This is a genomic window from Tundrisphaera lichenicola, from assembly GCF_051175385.1.
Taxonomy (GTDB): Bacteria; Planctomycetota; Planctomycetia; order Isosphaerales; family Isosphaeraceae; genus Tundrisphaera; species Tundrisphaera lichenicola.
Genome location: NZ_CP195106.1, coordinates 2,777,531 through 2,798,936 on the forward strand (window position 1 = coordinate 2,777,531; position 21,406 = coordinate 2,798,936).

21 protein-coding genes are annotated in these 21,406 nt (G+C 65.6%); 10 read left to right on the top strand and 11 right to left on the bottom strand.

The features are described from left to right. The first annotated feature begins 60 nt into the window (after positions 1–60). The 7 genes from P12x_RS10950 to P12x_RS10980 all read left to right on the top strand — a co-directional run bounded on the left by P12x_RS10950 (position 61) and on the right by P12x_RS10980 (position 6,790). Entirely contained in the window at positions 61–1,053 is a 993-nt protein-coding gene (locus P12x_RS10950) for a DUF1559 domain-containing protein (protein ID WP_435010900.1), read from the top strand. A gap of 40 nt (positions 1,054–1,093) precedes the next feature. After that, positions 1,094–1,492, top strand: coding sequence for a hypothetical protein (locus tag P12x_RS10955; RefSeq protein ID WP_435010901.1), 399 nt, complete (start codon positions 1,094–1,096; stop codon positions 1,490–1,492). A 247-nt stretch (positions 1,493–1,739) separates the two neighbouring features. Beyond that, complete coding sequence (locus P12x_RS10960; protein WP_435010902.1) at positions 1,740–2,597, top strand: carboxymuconolactone decarboxylase family protein; 858 nt, start codon at positions 1,740–1,742, stop codon at positions 2,595–2,597. A gap of 15 nt (positions 2,598–2,612) precedes the next feature. Next, on the top strand, positions 2,613–2,960 hold the full coding sequence (locus tag P12x_RS10965) for a hypothetical protein (protein WP_435010903.1): 348 nt from the start codon (positions 2,613–2,615) through the stop codon (positions 2,958–2,960). A gap of 127 nt (positions 2,961–3,087) precedes the next feature. Beyond that, positions 3,088–4,347: a deiodinase family protein gene (locus tag P12x_RS10970; RefSeq protein WP_435010904.1), complete on the top strand. Its 1,260-nt coding sequence runs from the start codon at positions 3,088–3,090 to the stop codon at positions 4,345–4,347. 56 nt (positions 4,348–4,403) lie between these two features. Next, the gene (locus P12x_RS10975; RefSeq protein WP_435010905.1) at positions 4,404–4,958 is read left to right on the top strand and encodes a hypothetical protein; all 555 of its coding nucleotides are present in this window, start codon (positions 4,404–4,406) and stop codon (positions 4,956–4,958) included. Between the two features lie 83 nt (positions 4,959–5,041). Continuing rightward, on the top strand, positions 5,042–6,790 hold the full coding sequence (locus P12x_RS10980) for a CRTAC1 family protein (RefSeq protein ID WP_435010906.1): 1,749 nt from the start codon (positions 5,042–5,044) through the stop codon (positions 6,788–6,790). On the opposite strand, the gene P12x_RS10985 is transcribed toward P12x_RS10980, so the two are convergent. The 11 genes from P12x_RS10985 to P12x_RS11035 all read right to left on the bottom strand — a co-directional run bounded on the left by P12x_RS10985 (position 6,762) and on the right by P12x_RS11035 (position 17,431). Next, positions 6,762–7,802: a vWA domain-containing protein gene (locus tag P12x_RS10985; protein ID WP_435010907.1), complete on the bottom strand. Its 1,041-nt coding sequence runs from the start codon at positions 7,800–7,802 to the stop codon at positions 6,762–6,764. The genes P12x_RS10980 and P12x_RS10985 overlap by 29 nt on opposite strands. After that, entirely contained in the window at positions 7,799–9,205 is a 1,407-nt protein-coding gene (locus tag P12x_RS10990) for an FHA domain-containing protein (protein ID WP_435010908.1), read from the bottom strand. The genes P12x_RS10985 and P12x_RS10990 overlap by 4 nt, the downstream gene beginning before the upstream one ends. A gap of 3 nt (positions 9,206–9,208) precedes the next feature. Then, a complete protein-coding gene (locus P12x_RS10995; protein ID WP_435010909.1) occupies positions 9,209–10,066 on the bottom strand; it encodes an FHA domain-containing protein in 858 nt (285 codons plus the stop codon). After that, positions 10,063–12,126 (bottom strand): Hsp70 family protein, encoded by a 2,064-nt coding sequence (locus tag P12x_RS11000; RefSeq protein WP_435010910.1) that lies wholly within the window; start codon positions 12,124–12,126, stop codon positions 10,063–10,065. Before P12x_RS11000 ends, P12x_RS10995 begins: the two co-directional genes overlap by 4 nt. A gap of 3 nt (positions 12,127–12,129) precedes the next feature. Further along, positions 12,130–12,813, bottom strand: coding sequence for a Uma2 family endonuclease (locus tag P12x_RS11005; RefSeq protein WP_435010911.1), 684 nt, complete (start codon positions 12,811–12,813; stop codon positions 12,130–12,132). A 16-nt stretch (positions 12,814–12,829) separates the two neighbouring features. Next, entirely contained in the window at positions 12,830–14,500 is a 1,671-nt protein-coding gene (locus P12x_RS11010) for an Hsp70 family protein (RefSeq protein WP_435010912.1), read from the bottom strand. Between the two features lie 73 nt (positions 14,501–14,573). Next, positions 14,574–14,945 carry a hypothetical protein gene (locus P12x_RS11015; RefSeq protein WP_435010913.1) on the bottom strand — a complete coding sequence of 124 codons (372 nt, stop codon included), beginning with the start codon at positions 14,943–14,945 and terminating at the stop codon, positions 14,574–14,576. Between the two features lie 73 nt (positions 14,946–15,018). Continuing rightward, entirely contained in the window at positions 15,019–15,570 is a 552-nt protein-coding gene (locus P12x_RS11020) for a hypothetical protein (RefSeq protein ID WP_435010914.1), read from the bottom strand. A 275-nt stretch (positions 15,571–15,845) separates the two neighbouring features. After that, positions 15,846–16,733 (bottom strand): BON domain-containing protein, encoded by an 888-nt coding sequence (locus tag P12x_RS11025; protein ID WP_435010915.1) that lies wholly within the window; start codon positions 16,731–16,733, stop codon positions 15,846–15,848. A 111-nt stretch (positions 16,734–16,844) separates the two neighbouring features. Then, entirely contained in the window at positions 16,845–17,054 is a 210-nt protein-coding gene (csrA, locus tag P12x_RS11030; protein WP_435010916.1) for a carbon storage regulator CsrA, read from the bottom strand. A 65-nt stretch (positions 17,055–17,119) separates the two neighbouring features. Beyond that, positions 17,120–17,431, bottom strand: coding sequence for a BON domain-containing protein (locus P12x_RS11035; RefSeq protein ID WP_435010917.1), 312 nt, complete (start codon positions 17,429–17,431; stop codon positions 17,120–17,122). Between the two features lie 478 nt (positions 17,432–17,909). On the opposite strand from P12x_RS11035, the gene P12x_RS11040 reads away from it, so the two are divergent. From P12x_RS11040 to P12x_RS11050, 3 genes are all read left to right on the top strand, one after another. Continuing rightward, positions 17,910–19,088 carry a protoglobin domain-containing protein gene (locus tag P12x_RS11040; protein WP_435010918.1) on the top strand — a complete coding sequence of 393 codons (1,179 nt, stop codon included), beginning with the start codon at positions 17,910–17,912 and terminating at the stop codon, positions 19,086–19,088. Between the two features lie 250 nt (positions 19,089–19,338). Continuing rightward, positions 19,339–20,838 (top strand): ATP-binding protein, encoded by a 1,500-nt coding sequence (locus P12x_RS11045; protein ID WP_435010919.1) that lies wholly within the window; start codon positions 19,339–19,341, stop codon positions 20,836–20,838. Next, positions 20,790–21,377: an ANTAR domain-containing response regulator gene (locus P12x_RS11050; protein ID WP_435010920.1), complete on the top strand. Its 588-nt coding sequence runs from the start codon at positions 20,790–20,792 to the stop codon at positions 21,375–21,377. The genes P12x_RS11045 and P12x_RS11050 overlap by 49 nt, the downstream gene beginning before the upstream one ends. Positions 21,378–21,406 lie beyond the last annotated feature (29 nt).

A 21,406-nucleotide genomic window follows, 5' to 3' on the forward strand; every position in this document is an offset into this window, starting at 1 on the left:
GCCCTTGTTTCATATCAACATTTCGGACTTCAGCAACTCCAATCCCTCCGGGAGTGATCCATGAACCGGCAACGAAGAGGTTTCACGCTGATTGAGCTGCTGGTGGTGATCGCGATCATCGCCGTCCTGATCGCACTGCTCTTGCCCGCGGTCCAGGCGGCGCGCGAGGCGGCCCGACGCTCGCAGTGCGTCAATAACCTGAAGCAGATCGGCCTCGGGATTCACAACTACCTCGATACCCACGGCGTCTTCCCGATCGGGCGAGGTACCCGCCCGGCCCGGCCCTATACGGCGTCCTCGCGATACAACTACTCCGGGTTCGCGATGATCCTCCCATTCCTGGAGCAATCTCCCATATTTTCATCGATCAACTTCGATCTGCCGATCCCGCTCCAGGCCGGCAATGCGACCGCGATGCAAACCCGGGTAGCGTCGTATCTTTGCCCGTCCGACTCGCAGGCCACGCCCGCCGAGTGGGGGGGCACGAATTACCGATTCAGCGAGGGATCGAGCATCCTCTACTCCTACGGCCCGACCGACACCGGCTCGGTCAACACCGCGATGCCTGCCCCGAACGGGCCGTTCTTCGCCGAGGTTTCGAAACGCCTCGCCGAGATCACCGACGGCACCAGCAACACGGGGATGACCTCGGAGCGACTCTTCGGCGACTTCAATCAGGGGCTCCCCACGGCCCGTCGCGACGTGTTCGTCTCCCCGACCTGGCCGACGCTCCCCGAGGAAGCCTTCCAGAATTGCGAGTCGGTGAGCAACACCGATGTGACATCGACCGGGGAATCGGGCAGCGGCGCTCCCTGGCTCGACGGCTTCCTGCACGTCTCGATCTACAAGCATGTCGCGCCCCCCAACCGGAAGTCCTGCTACATGTACCCGGCCCGCCTCGTGATGACCGCCTCCAGCCTCCACCCCGGAGGGGTCAACGTCGGGCTCGCCGATGGCTCGGTGCGTTTCGTCAAGGACAGCATCGACCGAGCGACCTGGCGTGCCATGGGCTCGATGAATGGGGGAGAGGTCCTCTCCGCGGACCAGTTCTGAGCGAACCGGGACCTACGAAGAAAGGCGAGAGGACCTCGACATGATTACAAAAACAAGTGCGGCGAACCGACGGCTCGTCGTCATCGCATTGGCCATGTTCGGCCTGTTCGGTTGCTCGGAGGGCTCGGCACCGGCGGTCGCCGACCAGGACCGGGCCAGACAAACCCTTGACTCGGCCCTGGAGTCGTGGAAGAAAGGAGAGACCGTCGAGAGGATGAAGGAGGCGAGTCCGGCGATCGTCATCTCCGACCCGAAATGGGGAAGCGGAGCCATGCTGAAGAGGTTCGAGGTCGAAGGCGAGGGCAAGCCCTCGGGCGCCGAGAGGGCCTTCACCGTGACACTCTGGCTGGCCAATCGAGACGGCAAGGAGAGCCGCGAACAGGTCGTCTACAAGGTCGGCACGGACCCCATTCTCACCGTTTTCCGCTCCTTGTTCTGAACCGACCAGGCCGCGTCGCAACCCGTCGCCGGGTCCGAGGCCCGGCGGAGGTCGCGGCGTCGAGCCCTCTTCCGAGGGGATCTCCATGCTGATCTCGAGACGATTGCTTGCCCCGCTACTGATCGGGGTCGGACTCCTGGCCACCCCCCCTGAGACACGGGCTGTGGACCATGGACTAGGCCAACCCTTGAGTATTGAGGAATGTTGGAAGGCCCTACCTACGACAACCGTCGGTGGAGGCCAGAGGTTGCCGAACTGGGCACTCCTGACCGCCCGGAACCTCCCGCGCACAACGGCGGCGATGCTCGAACTCGACTGGCTTCATCGGACCCGGAACGGCATCGGGCCGGTCCTCCGGGGCGAGATGCGCTGGGTGGCAGCCGACGCCAACCGTTGCGAATACGCCCGAGCCACCGCAGAGGCCGACCTCCGTCGCTCCGGCGTCGATGAATCGCGGATCGCGGCCCTGAAGGGGGGCCCCGACCGCTGGCCCCCCGAGGACCGGGCCGCGCTCCGCTTTGCCAGTCGGATGACGCTCGACGCCGGAGCGGTGACCGATGAGGAGGTCCTCGCCCTGCGTCGGCACTACGGCGACGAGAAGCTCGTCGCCATGGTCCTCCTCCTGGCCGCGGCCAACTTTCAGGACCGGCTGTTGCTCACACTCGGCATCCCCCTGGAGGACGGCGGCCCCCTGGCCCCGGTCGAGGTCCACTTCTCGCGGGAACCTCCGGCTCCCCACGTCCCGCCTCGGTCCCATCCCGAGGAACTCAATGGGCCGCCCGTCCCGACAATGGTGGACGATCCCGAATGGATCAAGCTCGGCTTCGAGATCCTCCAGACGAACCTCGACTTGCAAAGGTCCAACGACGGCAGAATTCGTGTACCCGCTTTCGAGGAAGTCCTGGCGAAGATCCCGCCGGACGCCCCGAAGCCCAAGGCACCGATCCGGATCCAGTGGAGCCTCGTCTGCATGGGTTATCAGCCGGAACTTGCCGCGGCGTGGTCGACTTGCACCCGGAACTTCGGCGAGGAGGCGAAACAGGATCGAGTCTTCGAAGAAAGTCTCTTCTGGGTTGTGACCCGGACCATCCATTGCTTCTACTGAATGGGGCACTGCGAAATGCTGCTCGCGGTCGCGGGCCTCGACAAGTCAGCGTTGGAAGCACGCACCCGGCTCCTGGCCTCGGGTGATTGGTCAACCTTACCCCCCTGGGATCGCGCCGCCTTCTTCTTCGCCCGCAAGCTCTCAAGGGCACCTTGGGACATCGGCGACGAGGACCGGAGGGCCCTGGTTTCTCACTTCGGCCCCGAGCGTTCGCTGGACGTGATCTGGTGGGCCTGCCGTTGTCATTACATGACTCGCGTCGCCGACGCGTTCCAGCTCCCCCTGGAGCGAGAAAACGTCTTCCAACCCCCGAAATCCAAAAGTCATGAAAACGCCGGATCCGGCCCGGCCGCTCCGAAATGATGCCCAATCCCCGAGCGCTACTCACTCCCCATGAGGGGGAGTCATCCTTTCATCCCGATACCATCCCCGAAGGGCCCGACGACTCATGAGAATTCAATTTAAGCCAAATTTGTTCGTGCGAGGCCCGATGATCGCCCTGGTGATGGGTGCGACATTTTCGATCGGAGCCCCTGCGCCGGCCCAGGATCCAGGAGGCTCCGAAGCGAGCAAGGAGGCGGTGGCTCGCGCCCTGGCCGAGTCGTTCCCCGACCGCCCCGAGTGGCTGGACATGTTGACCGACATCCTCCAGGGTAGCCAGCTTGGCCCGAACGACGGCTGGTTCCGTCGGGCGGTCGCGCAGACGCGTTTCGACTGGAAATCGACCCGAGAACGGCTCGATCCCAACAAGGACGGGCAGATCGATCGGAAGGAGTTCCCTGGGAGCGACCAGGATTTCGCCCGGCTGGACCGCGATCGAGATTTCGCGCTGACCGAGGCCGACTTCGATTTCTCGGCCCACGCCCTGACGCCCTCTCCCGGATCGATGCTCTTCATGCGAGCCGACCGGGACGGCAACGGCAAGGTGACCAAGGAGGAGTTTGAGGCGTTCTTCCGGAAGATCGATGGCGGAGGCCAGGGTTTCCTCTCGCTCTCCGACCTCCAGGAAGCGTTCCGGATGCCGCCTCGCCCGCCGGCCGACCCGAATGCCCCGAGCGGACCGAGCAAGGATACGCTGGTCCGGGGCCTCTTCCGTCAGGAGATCGGCTCGCTCCAGCCCGGCCCTTCGCTCAACGAACCCGCCCCCGACTTCACCCTCAAGACGATCGACGGGACCGAAGAGGTCACGCTCTCGAAGCTCGTCGGGCCCAAACCTGTGGTCCTGGTCTTCGGCAACTTCACCTGCGGACCGTTCCGGAGCCAGGCCGGGAACGTCGAGAAACTCTTCCGCCTCTACCAGGATCGGGCGACGTTCGTGATGGTCTACGTCCGGGAAGCCCACCCGACCGACGGATGGCGGATGGAGAGCAACGACCGGGTCGAGGTCTCGCTCGCCCAGCCCCGAACCTATGAGGAGCGTGTTGGCGTGGCCCAGACCTGCGCGGCCCGGCTCAAGCTCGGCTTCCCGATGCTGGTCGACACGATCGACGACACCGTGGGGGCCCGTTACAGCGGGATGCCGAGCCGTCTTTACCTGATCGACCAGCAAGGGAAGGTGGCCTACAAGAGCGGCCGAGGCCCGTTCGGGTTCAAACCGGCCGAGCTGGAGCAATCCTTGATCCTGCTGCTCCAACGCGGCGCGGAGACCGACTCCTCCACGACGCGTAATGCGGCCCCCCAACGAGAGCCGAAAGCGACCGAGCCGGTCCAGCCCGCCTCGACGGCCGACGGACTGCCCCAATCTCGATGACTCGCGCAGTCGAGCGTGTGTTCCTTCCCGATTCCCTTTCCCGAGGATCTTGTACCATGAAGGCTTCCGCCGCGAAGACGCTGATCCTGTCCCTGGCGCTCGTCGGATCGAGCCTCGCCTGGCGCCAGGCGAACTCGCAACAGGCCGACGGCAACACCAAGGCCGACACGATGGACAAATCCGCCGCAGCCACCTATGAAAATCTGGCGACGGCGATCATTGCGATCGAGGCCACCGAGGACGAGCTGGTCAGGAGCATCCTGCTCGGTTACCAGGCCGCCGCCCAGGGCCATCTGAGGGCGGCCGCCGAGCCCGGCCCGAACCGCAAAGCCCACCTGGAGGCGGCCGCCACCACGATCGGCGACATCGCCAACGAAGGCGACAAGCGCATCCAGGCCGTCCGCCAGCGACTCGCCAAGGCCGGCCACACGCACAACACGGACGTTGTCACGAAAGAAGATTACATGCTCATAAATAGCAATGAAAAGAAGGAGATCCTCGCCCTGGCGCAGAAGGTCGGGAAGCTGGAAGCGGGCGTCTCGCCGGACGGGGTCCGCGCGATCTCCGAGGAGTTATCCAGCCTGTTCGACAAGGCAATCGCCCCGGAATGAGTTCCTCCGACGGTCGCGGGTCCGGGCGGCCTCCCTAATCAAGGCCCACGCCGGCGTGGGCCATCTTTCGAGGTAAGTCAGCGATGATGCGTCGTCGAGCCATTGCGCTGGTCCTGATCACGCTCGGACTTTGCTCTTGCCGCCGGTCGGACCCGGCCCCGATCGAGCCCGCGGCCGCGGCCCACCCCCCGGCCCAGCCCCGGGCAACCTCGGCTCCTCCTCCTTCGGCCCACTTCGTCGATCAGGCAGCCGAGGCGGGCTTGACGGGCATTCTCTATTGCGGCGGGCCGGAGAAGGACCACATCCTGGAGTCGGTGGGCACGGGGGCGGCCTTCCTCGACTTCGACGAGGACGGCAGGCTCGACGTCTTCCTCGTCAACGGTTGGGCGTTGGAGGAGGAGCCCTCTCGAGTGAGCATCAAGGGCCGGAACTATCTGTATCGGAATCTCGGAGGAGGCCGGTTCCAGGACGTCACCGAGAAGGCTGGAGTCGGCGGCGATGACGCGACCTGGGGGACCGGAGTCTGCGCGGCCGACTTCGACAACGACGGACACGTCGACCTTTTCGTCTCGGCCTTCGGGCCGGCTCGGCTCTACCGGAATCGCGGCGACGGGACCTTCCAGCAGGTCGCCGAGCACGCCGGTCTCGCCGATCCAGGCTGGGGTGCGGGGGCGGCTTTCTTCGACGCCGACACCGATGGCGACCTCGACCTCTACGTCGCCCATTACATCGACGCCACATTGGAAGAAGTCCTGGCGGCCCGCCGGACGACCACCTGGCGGGAAACCGTCAAGGTCATGGCCGGTCCCTTCGGACTGCGGGGCGGCCGGGATCGGTTCTACCGGAACAATGGCGACGGGACCTTCACCAATGCCACCGAAGAGGTCGGCATGACCGACCTGGCCGAATCGTACGGCCTCGGTGTCATCGCCTCGGACCTGGATAACGACGGCGATGTCGACGTCTACGTCGCGAATGACTCGAACCCCAATTTTCTCTATCGGAACGACGGCAACGGCAAGTTCTCCGAGATCGGGACCTGGAGCGGGGCGGGACTGGACGGGGACGGCATTGCCCAGGCGGGGATGGGCGTCGACGCGGGCGACTTCGACCACGACGGCCTCCAGGATCTCTTCGTCACCAACTTCGCCCGCGACCACGCGACCCTGTATCAGAACGTCGGCGGGCTGATGTTCATCGACATTAGCACCGCCCTGCGCCTCAAGCCCCTGACATTCCAAACGCTCAAATGGGGGTGCGCCCTCTTCGATTTCGACCTGGACGGCGACCTCGATCCGATCATCGTCAACGGGCACATCTATCCGCAGGTGGATCGATATCCGTCGCTCGTCGAATCCTACAAACAACGCCCGACCCTCTTGCGTAATGACGGCGGACGACTCACCGATATCTCGCAGGACGCCGGCCCCGGCCTGCAAGTCGCCGCGTCGGCCCGGGGCCTGGCGACCGGGGATTACGACGATGACGGCGACCTGGACCTGCTGATCACCACGGTCGACGGCCCGCCCCTGCTCCTCAGGAACGACACGCCGCATGAGGGACATTGGTTGAAGCTCAGGCTGCTCAATCGCCACGGGAGCCCCGCCATCAACGCCCGGGCCATCGTCACCGCCGGGGGAGTGGATCGGATGCGCGAGCTCCGGAGCGGCTCCTCCTACCAGTCGCAGAACGCGTTGGAGCTCCACTTCGGCCTGGGGTCGTCGGCCCGGATCGAGCGATTACAAGTCGTCTGGCCCGGCGGGGGACGGACCACGCTCAAGGATGAGGAAGTGGACCGGACGATCACCCTTCGCGAACCGACGACCCCGTAGTGGAGGCCGAACCGAGCGTTCGATGTCGGAGGATCCCGGGGAGGGTGGCCAGCAGGCCGAGCCCCGCCAGAAGGGACAGGAAAAGCCGCGACCAGCCGGGGGCGGGGACGACCATCCCCCGGATGAAGACGGCGGTCTCGGCCGCCTGGGCGGCCTTCGCGTACGAGATCTGGATCGGTCGGAGCGTTCCATCCTTGACCACTCGGTCGGTCCGGTAGGTCAGGCTGTAGCTCGACCCGAGCCGTCGGGCGATCTCCTCGTAGATCGCGCGAAGTTGATCGACATCCCGGGCCAGATAATGCTGGCCCCGGGTCTCGTCCGCCAGGCGTTCGAGGGCCCCGACGGCGATCTCGTTCTCGTCGCCCAGCCCAAGGGTGTGGACCGGGAGCCCGAGCTCCTTCGCCTTCTTGATCGCCGATCGTAGGTTCGACGAGAGGCTCCGGGCGTCTTGCCCGTCGGTCAGGGCCAGGACTGCCCGACGCCCGGTCTGCTCGGCCAGTAGTTCGAGCGCCTCGGAGACCGCGTCGTAATATCGGGTCGCGCCTCCGGCTTCGAGGAGGTCGACCGATGCCTGGACCCGGCCGAAATCCGAGGTAAACGGGCAGATCAATTCGACCTCGGAACTGAACGCGACCACCGCGACCTTCGAGCTGCTCGGGAGCCCTTCCAGGAACGTCGCGACCGCCCGCTTCATCCCGCCAATCCGGTCCTCCTGCTCCATGCTCCCGCTGTGGTCGACAACCAGGACCACCGTGGTCGGTCGGGCCTCGATCGACTCGGGGGCCTCGAACCGGAGGATCGGGCGATCCTGGCCATCCTCGGCCACGCGGAACTCGTCGCGTCTGGCGTCGAGGATGAACGATCCGTCGGGCTGCTTCACCTCGAAATAGACGGTGATCTCGGGAAACTTCGACTCGTCCGGCTGGGTGACGACCACCGAGGGGCCATCGGCCCCCATCAGGCCGGACATCGCAACCAGAATCGCCACCATCCGGGACCATCGGCGGATCATTTCGCCCCCTTCACGACCATCGTCGAGAGCCCGGCGAGCCCCGCGCCGAGGATCGCCCAGAGGAGGCAGACGGCAACGATCGAGTTCGCCCACGAACCGAGGATCGGCTCGATCGAGCGACAGATCGCGACCAGGCCGGTCGAGGCGATCACACCGGCACAACCTCCCGCGAACCCCCCGGGCAGAGCCTCGCGCGCCCCGCCTCGATAGCTCGCCAGGCCCGCCCCGGCCATTGCCCCGATCAAGGCCAGGGCCAGCGCCACGCCCGCCAGCCCGGGGGAGTCTGGCCCCGAGGCCGTCATGGCGTCCTCGCCGATCGAGCCTCCCGCCACCCCCACCAGGAGCCGGAGGGCCAGCGCGACCAGGCCCCAGGTCGCGACCCGGGCCACCGGCGATTGCCGAGCGATCAGCTCGGACCAGGTCGCGCCCGAGGCCACTGCGGGCTCGTTCGGTGTTCCTTCGGGGGTCGTTGCCTTCGCCTCCAGGACGACCGCGACCCGCTTCGAGCCCCCGTTGCCTTCAATCACCAGCTCGGCCTTCAACGGCGCCGGGAGCGACTCGGGAATCGTCACCTCGACGGTGAGGTCGGTCCCTTCGATGGTCGCGAAGTTCCGACCGGCGAACTCGTGGGCGATCGCCAGCCAGGCCAGGCCGGGCGGCTCAATTCGGGCGGTTGACCTGAGAAGTCGGTGGCCGACATTCGAGACCCGGACCGTCTTACGGACCAGACCTCCGCCGGGCGCCACCCGGACGACCAGCCGGGTAGGATGGACCTCCAGTTCGGGCCTCGCGGGCTTCGAGGTCGGCAGGGAACCCAGCCAGGCGTCAAGGCGGTCGTCGGGCTTCCCGGGACTGGCGGGCGATGGGGCGAGGTCGCCTCGGCCGATCGACTCGAGGAACGCCGCGAGTCGGCCCGAGGTCAGTTCCTCGCGGACCGACTCCCAGCGCTGGGACGAGGCGGTCAGGAAGTCATCCCAGGTCCGACAGGTCGTCCCTCCCGCGATCGCATACGAGAACGGGCCGCCCGGGGGCGGGGCCGGTTTCGGTGCCGCCGAGGACTTGGAGACCACCCGAAGCTGGACCCCTCCGAGCTGGATCACGTCGCCGTCACGGAGAGGTTCGGAACGACCGGGAAGGACCCGCTTTCGGTTGACGAACGTCCCGCCGGGGCTCTCCAGGTCGCGGAGCGCGAGCGAGTTGTCGAAGATCTCCACCGAGGCGTGCCGTGCCGCCATCCTCCGGGGGGATCCCGGCGATTCCTGATCGGCCAGGTCGATCCCCCGAGCGTCGGCGGGCGCGTTCCCGAGGACGATCTCCCCGAGGCTCAGCGCGAAGACTCGCCCTCCGTCCTTGCCTCGGACGACTTCGAGAGCCCAGCCATGTCCATTCGAGGTCGAGCTCATGAATTACCGTCGGCGGAACAGGAGGAGGGTTTGCCCAAGCTCGATCCGATCGCCATCGAGCAGCCGTCGAAAGTCATCGACCACCTCTCCGTTGACCTTGGTCCGACCACTCGGGGCGAAGTTCTTGAGGACGAAGTTCGGGCCATCCACCACGATCTCGGCGTGACGACGGGCCACGGTCGGGTCGCCGAAGAGGCCGACCTCGGCTCGCTCGTCGAGCCCCAGGTTCGAGATCTTCCCGGCCAGGAGATAAGACCGCCCCTCCTGCCGCCCCCGGAGGACCTGGACCCAGGCCCGCCGCAACGCCTGCTCCACCAGCGCCAGCGAGAGGCCCAGGCCCGACCCGAGCAGGACGATCCCGAGCCCCTGCCCCAGATCATACCGGTCCCGCATCCCCTGACGCATGGCCTCGAACAGGAAGCCGCCGACCAGGCCGCCGATCGCCCCCCCGATCAGGCCGAAAGCGAGCCTCTGTCGGGAACCTGTCGCAAGACCCTGACTGGCCCCGATCCCCAGGCCCAGGATCGCCCACGAGACGGCCCGACCCGCCAGCCCTCCCCGGAACGTCCCGAGGACCAGCTCGCCCACGATCAGGCCCAAGGCTCCGCCCAGTGCCCCGGCCAGGGCCCCCCAGGAGGCGTCTCGGGCCAGCTTGAGCCAGGCCCCGTCGCGGGATGGCCCCCAGGCATTCAGGAAGAAACCGATCGTCCCGCCGATCGCGACCCCGGCCAGGGCGTCGCGGGCCCAGATCGAGTCGAGATGGACGAGTTCCACGTAGAGGTAGAGCCCGCAGACCGCCCCGATCGCCCCGGCCAGGGCCAGATCGTAGCTCTGCCGAAAGTTCGCCGAGGAGAGGTTCACGAGAGCTTCCGCAAGGTGCGGCCCCCTTCGGCGATGACCCGGGCGATGTGGCCGAAGGTGCCGACCAGTTCCCCTTGCCGGGCGAAGATCGAGCCTTCCTCGGTGCTGCTCAGGCGCCGGAGGTAGTCCCGATCCGCGTCCCCCATGCCGATCGCGACGATCTCGACCCCCTCGCCCCGGGCCAGCGCGGCCTGCTCCACGGCGCTCTCGGCGGCGTCGGGATAGCCGTCGGTCAGGAGCACGATATAGCGGATCCGGTCGAGTCGGTTGAGCCGGAGCCGGGCCATCTCCAGGGCCCCGCCCAGGTTGGTCGTCCCGTCGGCTTCGAGCCGGGCTATGGCCGCCTGGACCTTCCGGGCGTTGTCGGTGGCCTCGGCCTGGAGCGTGACCTCGTCGGAGAACGAGATCAGGCCGACCTCGGTGGTGGTGAAGTCGCACTTGTCGACGAACGCCCGGGCGGCCGATTGGGCCTCGAACAGCGGGTGCCCGGCCATGCTCGCCGAGACGTCCATCAAGAGATAGATTCGCGTCGGGTCGACCGGACCTCGGCTCGACCCGGCCGCGGGAGGTCGGCCGAGCCACGAGAGGTCGTCGGGGACGGGCTCGACCCTCATCCGGAGCGAATGCCCGGTGTCGCGCTGGGAGGCCCGGACCTGGACGACCCCGTTGATGTCGTAGGACATCTTCACGTCGACCCGGACCTCGGCGTCGGTCGCCTGGATGCCCGAGAAGACATATTTACCCAGCACGGCGCAGTCCAGGGGATGCGGGCTCTCCCCCTGGGTCAGGTAAACTTCCAGGGTGTCGTTGGCCCCGCCGTGGGTTGCATGCAAATAAGACGTGGCATGCTCGGCCGGGATCGGCAGGTTCCGGCGGATGATCACGTCGTTCACGTAATGTTGGCCGTCGGGGCTGACGGCGACCGCGCCCAGGCTGTGCGACATCACGTCGACAACCCGCCGGGCCCCGCTCAGCGTGTGTCGAGGGCGAGCGTCGCCCGAGGCCTCACCGGCCTCGATCGCCGCCTGGATCGCGGCGCCCAGGGCGACCACTTCGTCGACATTCACCCCGGCCCTCGGGTCCTGCCCGGCCATCTCGCGGACGTACGAGCGGACCATCGGCATCCGGGTCGATCCGCCGACCAGCAGCACGCCCGAGAGCCCGGCCCAGGTCAGCCCCGATTCGCCGAGCGCCTCCTCGGTCAGCCTGCGGGTCCGGTCCATCAGGGCGAAGGTCATCGCCTCGAATTCGACCCGCGAAAGCTCGTAAGATTTCCGGTGCGCCCCGATCTGCAAGGCGACCCGGGTCGAGGTCCGATCCGAGAGCGTCCACTTGGCCTGCTCGGCCAGGGTCAACACCTCATTGAGCGCAATCGGATCATCGAGAGGGTCGAAGCCGGTCTCGGCGGCGAACTTCTCGGCGAGATAGCTGGCGATCAGGTCGTCCCAGTCCTTGCCGCCGAGGTCGCGATCGCCCGCGGTGGAGAGGACCGTCACCTCGTCGGGGGCGATCCGGGCCACGGTCACGTCGAAGGTCCCGCCGCCCAGGTCGTAGATCAGGACCGTCTCCTCGGTCCCCGACTTGCCCAGGCCATAGGCCAGCGCCGCGGCGGTCGGCTCGTTGATGATCCGCGCGACATCCAGGCCGGCGAGCCGTCCGGCCTCGATGGTCGCCTTGCGCTGAGGGTCGGCGAAGTAGGCCGGCACGGTGATCACGGCGCGATCGACGGGTTGGCCCAGGGCTGCTTCGGCATCCTCCTTCAACCGCTTCAGGACCAGGGCCGAGAGGTCGGTGGCATCGTAGTCGCGGCCGTGGAAGTGTAGCCGATAGGTCGGGCTCCCCATGTGGGGCTTGAAGAAGCTGGCGATCTCCTCGTTGCCCAGTCGTGCCCACTCGCGGGCCTCGTCGCCGACGGCCGGAGGGTCGGAGCCGAAGTAGATCACGGAAGGGGTGATGTTCCGCCCCTCGCGCCCGGCAATCACCTCGGGCCGACCGTAGGCGTTCCGGCAGGCCACCACCGAGTTGGTCGTCCCCAGGTCGATCCCGACGATGGTGGGCATGGGTTATTCCGGTGCGGCCGGGTTGCGGTAGATCGGCAGGAGGACATCGCGGACCCAGGCCCGAAATCTCCTGGCCCATCGGGTATCGTCGCCGGGAATGTATTCACCGAGGAATCTCACGATCTCGTCCATCGGCAGGAACGGTAGTGAGAGACTCGTATCGGACGGTGCATAAACCCCTTCCCGGCCGAGGATGAGCACGGTCAACCTGACCCCATCGAATCGCCAGATCTCGGGGACACCGAGACCCGCATAGACATCTAGCCGGCTCAGGATGCTGTTGGTGATCTCGACCTCGATCGCCAGGTCGGGCGGAGGAACGACTTCGAGATCGATCCGGTCCTCGTCGGGGACGAGGTGAACGTTCGCGATATAATAGCTATCGTCCGCCTCCAGTCCTCGATCCTTCGACCTTCGCCGGAAAGTCATCGATCGGGTACAGGTCATCGGGATCTCAAGCTCTTCGGTGATCGCCTGGATCATCCGGCCCAGGAGATATCCGTAACGTTCGTGGACCGGTAATGGCGACATGAGCTCGACGGTCCCCCGGTCGTAAGTCACGCGGATCGTACGCCGGTCTCCCACGAGCTTGAGTAGCGCTTCATAGCCATCCCAATCGACGAGGGGGATCAAGAACCGACGTTCTCCGACTTGCGGCCAGGCTGAGGTCGGCATTGCGGTCGCCATGTCGGATTTCCCCCGATCAGGACACGTTCAGGAGCCGGAGGGCCGAGGATCGCTCGGCCACGTCCTCGGCGTTCATGACGGCCTCGGTTTCGAAGTCGACGTCGATCGAGCCGCCGCCGGTGAGGTCGGTGGCCGTGACGTTCAATCGGCCGTCGCGGTTGATGGCGAACCTGACGCGGATCGGGCTCCGGGCGGGCAGTCCGGGGGGGAGATTCAGGGTGGCGACCCCCACATCCTTGCAGTCGAGCGGCTCGGTGCTATCGCGCTCTCCGGCCATGACCTTGATGTCGACGCCCTCCTGGTTGGCGGCGTCGGTCCCGAAGTCGGTGGCGTGCTCCATGGGGACCTCGCCGTTGCGCGGGAGGAGGGTGACCACCAGGTCCTTGCCCGATTCGTCGCGGGCCACCACGCCCAGGCTCTTGGAGAGGACGTTGACGATCTGGGTATTGACCAGCTCCCGGACCGGCCCGGTCAGGGTGTAGCCCAGCTCTCGCTCGATCTTGTCGAGCGCCTCGGCCACCTCTTCCGCCGAGACCGCCGCCAGGTCGAGCGCTCCGCCGGCCCCTTCGGCCTCGGGGTTTTCCGGGGTGAGCCGATCGCGGACCTCGTCCTGGAGCGACTCCTTCAGGCCGTAGAGTGCGGCCCCCTTGGCCACGGCCTCGTCGGGATCATAGCTCTCGGGCTCGACCCCGAACTCGGCGACGATCCGGTCGCGGACCTGCGGCATCCGGGTGGCCCCGCCGACCAGAATGATCTTGTCGAACCGATCGGCCCCCTTGACCCGGGCATCTTCGAGCATCTCGCGGGTCAGTTCGACGGTCCGGTCGAGCAGGTGGCGGGTGATCGCCTCGAACTGGGTTCGTTCCAGCTCGACCCGGGCCTGCTTTCCGGCGTGGGTCACGCGGAAGGGGGCCTTGTCACGCTGGGTGAGGGTCTTCTTGCCGCGCTCGGCCTGGAGGAAGAGGTCGTTGAGGACCTCGGGGTCGTCCATCGGGTCGGATTCCTCGCCGGTCTGGGCGCGAAACTCCTCGGCCAGGTGCATCACGACCGCCTCGTCCCAGAGGGCCCCGCCCAAGCGGTGGTCCCCCCCGGTGCAGATCACGCGGATCAGCCGATCCTTGATCTCGATCATGGTGACGTCGAAGGTCCCGCCGCCCAGGTCGTAGACCAGGACGATCTGGTCCTCCCCCTGCTCCAGCCCGTAGGCCACTGAGGCGGCGGTCGGCTCGTTGAGGATCGCCCGGACGTTCAGGCCGGCCAGCCGGCCCGCGTTGGCGGTGGCCTCGCGCTCGTCGGTCCCGAAGTAGGCCGGGCAGGTGATCACGACGTCGGTGATCTTCTCGTCGCCGCCCAGGGCGACCTCGGCATCGCCGACGACCTTCCGGAGCACGAACGAGCTGATGTCCTCGGGGCTGTACGCCTGCCCCTCGTGCTCGAAGACGAAGTGAGGATCGCCCATGTGCTGCTTGACCCGCGAGACGACCCGATGCGGCTCGACCTTCGCCGCCTCCTTGGCGGTGTTGCCCACGATCACGCTCTCGCCGTCGAACAGGACGACCGAGGGGGTGATCCGCTCGCTCTCCTGGTTGGGAACGACCACGGGCTTGCCGTGCTCGTCGACGTAGGCGATGGCCGAGTAGGTCGTCCCGAGGTCGATCCCATACACACGTTTCAGGCCGTCGCTCACGACAAGGCTCCCGGTGGCTCGATGGAAACGACCGCCCTTCGAGGCGACTCGGAGGGTTTTCGCCAAAAGTTGGTCAATATTGTACCGAAATTTCCCGGGGAGGCTCAGGAGGATCCGGTTCGACCGGCAGCCAGGGGCGTCGAGCGGCCTCCCCATACTTCACGCTCAGCCGGACGTGCCAATCGTGCCTGGCCTGACGGAGCCGCCGTTGCTCGGGCGTCGGGGCCGGCGTGTCGAACCGGTAGAGCAAGTTACCTGCCGCATCGTAGAAGCGGATCTCGTTCTCTTCCTTGGGGGTCGTGTAGATCGATCGGGAGAAATGAAAGTCTCTCGCGACCTGGAAGCGGGCGCGTCGGCGGATCAACGTCGACGCGACAGCCAGGATGACCGCCATGACCGCCACGATCAGCATCAGACGTCGGGTCGAAAGGCGGGGCGGGCGCATGTTCATCTACTCCGACATGGCCGAGCCCGCCACAACAGGACGAGCCCAACCGCCGCGACCCGATCGATAGGGCTCACTTCTTCTTCCAGACGCTCGCATATTTCTTGCGGTACTTCGGATCCTCTTCCGTCTCGATCAGTTCCAGCGCCTTCGAGCGGATCGCCTCATCCCCGACTTCCTCATGCAACTTCCGGAGGCCCTGGATGATATCAGAGCGGATCAGGGTCGAGTTCTTTTCCGCGATGCAATCTTCGAATCGACCGGCCAGGCCAGCGATCACCCGCTTTCGCTGCGCTTCTCCCGCGAGCCCGACCTTCCAGAGAGACAAAAGGCAGTGACGCGCGGTGACGAATCGCTCGTCCCTCGTCAGGTCGAGGAGGGCGTCGAAGTCGCTCATCATTCTACCTTCGGGATCGCTCTTCGCCAGGTTGCAGAGGAGCTGCGCGGCGATCGCTCTCCGATGGTTGTCCCGGTCGCTCAAGCTGCCCCTCAGCTCATCCCAGGCCTCGTAGGCCCAGCCCACCTTCCCCTCGGTGGCCTCCATCAAGGAGCGGAAGGACTGGCCTTGCTCCTCCCTATTGTCGGAATGGATCTGAGCGAGGTGAGCCCGGATCATCGAGTCCATCGGTCGATCTCCCGAATCCCTGGCGGTCCGGGAGCCGACCCGTACTCACCTTATACCTGAATCGCTCGCACCGGGCGGTCACTTGAGCGTTCCTGGCGACTCGGAGATCGGGAAGGGCCATCGAACCAACCGAGAGAGTGCGAAGCGGTGTGACGATCCGGGAGAAATCGAAGGATAGCGAGAGGGCGACTCTTCTCGGATGGGTGGGATCACGGGCGTCCCGAGCGATGATCACGGACCGAGATCCGAGATACCACCCATGCCAGATCGCCATACTAGGAAACGACTTGGGGGGCAACACCCGACTCGGGCCGGGCGGCAGGCCCGGGCCGATGCTGGAGTTCGGACCCGACCTGAATCGACTCGTACGACGACGACGGCATGCCGCTCGGTTGGTAGGACATCACCGCCTCGATGGCGTCATCGATTTCGTCCCGCTGCCAGCATTCCCGGGCATGTTCCCGCGCGCGGACCAGCTGATTGACCAGCTGGCCGAGGCTCTGACAACCCGTCTCGCCTTCGCCCCGGATGTCCGGAAAATCGCGATGATAGGCATGCCGGATCGGGATACCTTCGTCCGTGAGCGACTCTCCGACGACGATGACGTTGCTCATCCGAAGCGAGTGACTCTCGGCCGGGGGCTCGTGCAGGTCCGTCGGCTCGGCCTGATCGCCGGCACCTGGATCGATCTTCCTGACGTCGATCGGGCGGGTCGGCTCGATGGAAAGCGCGTCCTCCACGGCACCGTCGCGGCCAATCGCGGCCCTCACGGTCGCCATGATGAGTTCCTTATCCCCCACCGAGGAGACCACCCCCTTCAGGCGGACCTTGCAATCTCGGACGATGATTTTCACGCGACCAGCCGGGAGGCCGATCAATTCGCCGAGCGAATCCACGGCCGACATGGCGAGATCGGCCTCGTGGGGGATCCATCGGCCTGGCCGGACCTTCAACTCGTCGATCACGGCCCGGACTCCGTCAACCCGCAAGGCGGCCTCCTCGGCCGATTGTCGCTGGGTGGCACCGAGCACGTGCCCACTCAGGAAGGCGAGGCCGTGATCGACCGCGATCCCAATCGCGTGAGAATCGACCCCGTGCTCCCTCGACAGTTGCTCGCGAATCTCGATCTGAAGCTGTTTGTTGTCCTTCTGGTCGTCGGCCATGGGTCGCGCCTCCAGGGCGAAGAGTCATCGCCGATCCATCCTCGGGAGCGATCTCACGCCTTGCCTCCGCAAGATCGATCTCGATGCGCCCCGAAGGAAGGATCGACGGGCTCAGCTCGCCCGACCTTTATGGCGAATGTCGCGCTCGGGGGTCGTCAAATCGTCGGTCCCCCCGGGGCAGAGTTCCTCGCGATAGATCGCGACCTCTTTCGGGGCCTCGATCCCAATCCGGACGCATCGCCCTGTCACACTAGCGACAGTGATGCGAATATTGCCACCGATGACGATCGACTCGTTCAATTTCCGGCTCAGGACCAGCATCTAATCCCTCCTCGTTGTGTAATTGCACTAGTGATGCCAGGATCCGGGGATCGACTCGTCCTGTGCTAGTTCGGTCCGACGAAGCCTGGATGATCCGCGACGGACTTGTGAGCCACGACCTCGATCCGGTTCTCGACCCTCACGATGCCCTCCATCTCGATGGCGACCGTCTGGGCGAGCTGCTTGAGGTAGTGAGTCCGAAGTCGTCCGTCGAGAAACGCCACGCCGTCGTGGACATGACAGGAGATATCGCGAAGCACCGGATATCCACTATTTCCGAGACGGCCCCGAAGTTGTCGGGCCAGCATCGAGGATCGAGACAGTCCTCCGGTGATCGCTTCGGTCTTGGTCTTCGTCGCTTCGTGGGTCACGATCACGTGGCCACCTCCAGGTCGAGAGGCGAAATTCGCCACCAAGCCTCGGATGCGGCATCCGTTACCGCAGTTCGATCGAACCCGGGTCAAGGGACCATTCGGCGGACTGGTCGCGGGGCAAGAGAGACAGGGCGCATAAAACAAGCCCCGTCCACGCGAAGAATCGCACGGCGGGGCCACCCTGGCTAGCACCGATCACCCATCATGAGTAAACGATGTTTCCATCGTACACACATAACGGCCCATGTCAAGGAGTCCGATCCCGCAACCGGACGACCGCGATTCGACAAATATCATCCTCCGTTCCAAGAATCGGTCGGGTTCGGAAGAGCTTCCCTTGCGAACGGCGTTCGGACATGCTCAGATCACGGGCGGGTCGATGAAAGAGCGAGATGCCCGACTCCACGACGAACACCCTCGCATCCAGTCATTTCTTCTCGACTGATTCGCCCAGCGTCCGGGACCGTCTGGAGCGTGGAGGATGCCCGAGGATCGTCGCTTCGAACGATACCGATTCTTGCAGTCATACGTCGGTTGGACCTCCGAGGACGAACGGCGGATTCGCCACGTGGCCCGCCTCCTGGGCCCTCACCTTCCCTCGCAGATCGACGAATTTTACGCCGAGATCGAAAAACATCCCGAGGTCCGGTCGGTCATCACCGGCGGTCCAGAGCAGATTGGCCGGCTCAAGGCCTCGCTACTCGGGTGGCTGAATGAACTGCTCTCGGGCTGCTACAACGAGCCCTACGTCGATCGCCGGTGGAGAGTCGGATTGAGGCACGTAGAGATCGGGCTCAATCAGATTTACACGAACGCCGCCCTTTCCAGGCTCCGCGTCGGGTTGCTCCGCGCCCTCGGCGACGAATGGAGCGAGGGCGCTCCCGAATTGATGGAAATGTCGCTCTCCTTGACGAAACTCCTGGATCTCGACCTGGCCATTATCGAGGATGCGTACCAGTACGAAGCGTCGGCTCGCTTGAAACGGACCGAGCGGCTGGCGACGATGGGGCAGGTCGCCGGGAGCGTGGCCCATGAGGTCCGCAACCCGCTCAACGTCGTGAAGACCTCGGTGTACTTCCTGCTCAATGCCCAGGACCCGTCCCCCGAAAAGATCTCCGAGCATCTCCGGAGGATCGACCGGCATGTGGCCCTGGCCGACAGCGTGATCACGACCCTCACAAGCTTCGCCCGGATGCCGATGCCCAGGATCCTGCCCGTTTCGGCCGAAAGATGCCTATCCGAGGCGTTGGAGCTCAACGAAATCGGGTCGGGAGTCCGGGTCGAGATCGATTTCCCGCCGAATCTCCCCCTGGTCCTGGCCGATGTCAACCAGTTGCGGATCGTCTTCGGGAACTTGATCCGCAATGCCAACGACGCGATGGCCCACGGGGGACGACTCTCGATCGAGGGGAGACTGATCGGGGACGAGGTCGCCGTCGAGATCGCCGACTCGGGAACCGGGATATCGGCCGAGATCCTCGCCCGGATCATGGAGCCCCTCTATACCACCAAAGCCCGAGGACTCGGCCTGGGCCTCGCCATCGTCCGCGCGATCCTGGATCAGGTCGAGGGACATCTCAACGTCGTCAGCGAACCAGGCCTGGGTAGTCGCTTCACGGTCCGGTTGAAGGCCGCCCCGAGCGAGAAGGGGGCGAAATGATGAGTCGGGCCAGGACTACGATCCGGCGATGGGGCCGTTGCTCCATGATCCCGATCGTCCGAAATACCAGGCCGGAAGACCGCCCCGGACCGATGCCCATCGATCCGGCAACGAAGGCCGATCCAATCGCTCGGATTCCGGCCAAGAGGGGGATAGGTGCCTACAAAGGTCACCTCGATGCGGCAAGCCAGCGGGACTTGCTCGAACGACCGACCTGGGTTCGGCCGGCTCCACCTGCGAGGAGTCGGCGATGGACAACATGAATTATCTCGACATACTCGTGGTCGAAGACGATGCCGACGCCAGGGCGAACTTGCACGACATTCTCGAGATGGACGGCCACAGGGTTGTCTCCTTCGGCACCGCCGACGAGGCGCTGAGGCATCGCGATCTGGGGCGATTTGGGGCGATCATCCTCGACCGGAAGCTCCCGGACACGACGGCCGACGAAGTCCTGCCGGCGATCCGTCAGGCGGCGCCGGAAGCCTCGGTCATCATCGTCACCGGCTATGCGGACCTTCATGGTGCCATCGCGGCCCTCCGCCAAGGGGCATCCGACTATATCCTCAAGCCACTCAACCCCGACGCCCTCCGCGCCAACCTGGTTCGGATTGCGGAACATCGACGCCTGGCCCGGGCCAAGGAAAGGAGCGAGGCCGCCTTCCGCCAGCTCGTCGAGGCCGCCGAATGCCTGATCGTGATCGTTCGACCCGATCGCTCGATCCTCTACTTCAACCCGTTCGCCGCGCGGGTCACCGGCTACTCTGTCGAGGAGGTCCTCGCCAAGCCCGACAACGCGAGCTTATTCTCCGAAAGCGTCCGCAAGTCGATCGGCGAGCTGGTCGACCGGATGCTCGTCGGTGAACGGGCCGGCGGGCACGCGGAGCAGGTCACCCGCCGGAGCGGTGAATGTCGATGGATCGTCTGGAACGCCCGAAGGCTCGACGACTTCGAAGACGGGGAGGCGATTCTCGGCGTGGGGCAGGACATCACCGAATTGAAACGCGCCCAGGATCGGGCGCTCCAGTCGGAACGGCTGGCCGCGATCGGGCAGGTGGTCGCCGGACTGGCCCACGAGAGCCGCAATGCCCTCCAGCGCAGTCAAGCGTGCCTGGAGATGCTGGCCCTGGCCGACGGCGATCGGCCGAAGTCGCTCGACCTGATCGCACGGATCGGACGTGCCCAGGATGACCTCCACCATCTCTTCGAAGATGTCCGCGACTACGCGGCCCCGATCCGGGTGGATCGACGACCGATCCGACTTCACGAGGTCTGGCGAGAGGCCTGGGCCGACCTGAAACGCCTCCAGGAGGGTCGAACCGTCATGTTCCGCGAGGCCTGCGATTCCGACGATTTGACCTGCTTTGGCGATCCATTCCGTCTCGGCCAGGTGTTCCGTAACCTCTTCGACAACTCGCTCGCCGCTTGCCCCGACCCGGTCGAAATCCTGGTCCGATGCGATTCGACCGAGATCGAAGGGAGGCCGGCCCTCCGGATCTCGGTGCTCGACAATGGGCCGGGGCTCGATGCCGATCAGTCGTCGAATCTCTTCGATCCGTTCTACACGACCAAGGTCAAGGGAACGGGGCTAGGCCTGGCCATCTCCCGCCGGATCATCGATGCCCACGGCGGACTGATCCAGGCGGGCGATCCCGGGCGAGCGGGCGCCGAGATCATCATCATCATCCCGAAGGAGGGTCCATGTCACGCCAATTCCGAATCGTCGTCGCCGACGACGAACCCGACATGAAAGAATATTTCCGCACGATCCTTCCCGGCCTCGGCCACGAGGTCGTCGCCGTGGCCGGCACCGGCCGGGAACTCGTCGAGGCCTGTCGCAAATACAAGCCGGACCTGGTCATCACCGACATCAAAATGCCCGACATGGACGGCATCGAGGCGGCCGAGCACATCTATCGAGAGGGCCCGATCCCGGTGATTCTGGTCTCCGCCTACCACGACGCCGGGTTCATCAGCCGGGCCGAGGCCGATCATATTTTGGCCTACCTGGTCAAGCCGATCAAGCAGGCCGACCTCGAACCGGCCATCGCGCTGGCCACGCGGCGGTTCGAGCAATTCGAGGCGCTCCGGAGCGAGGCGAAGGATTTGAAGCAAGCCCTCGAAGACCGCAAGACGATCGAGAAGGCGAAAGGAGTCCTGATGAAGAAGGCCGGGTTGGGCGAGTCCGACGCCTTCCGGCGGCTCCAGAAGTTGGCCAGCGACCGGAACAAGAAGCTCGTCGAGATCGCGCAGATGATCCTCACGGCCGAGGAAGCCTACGGGAGCTGACCGAGGGGTAGGGCCGACGTGCGACCATG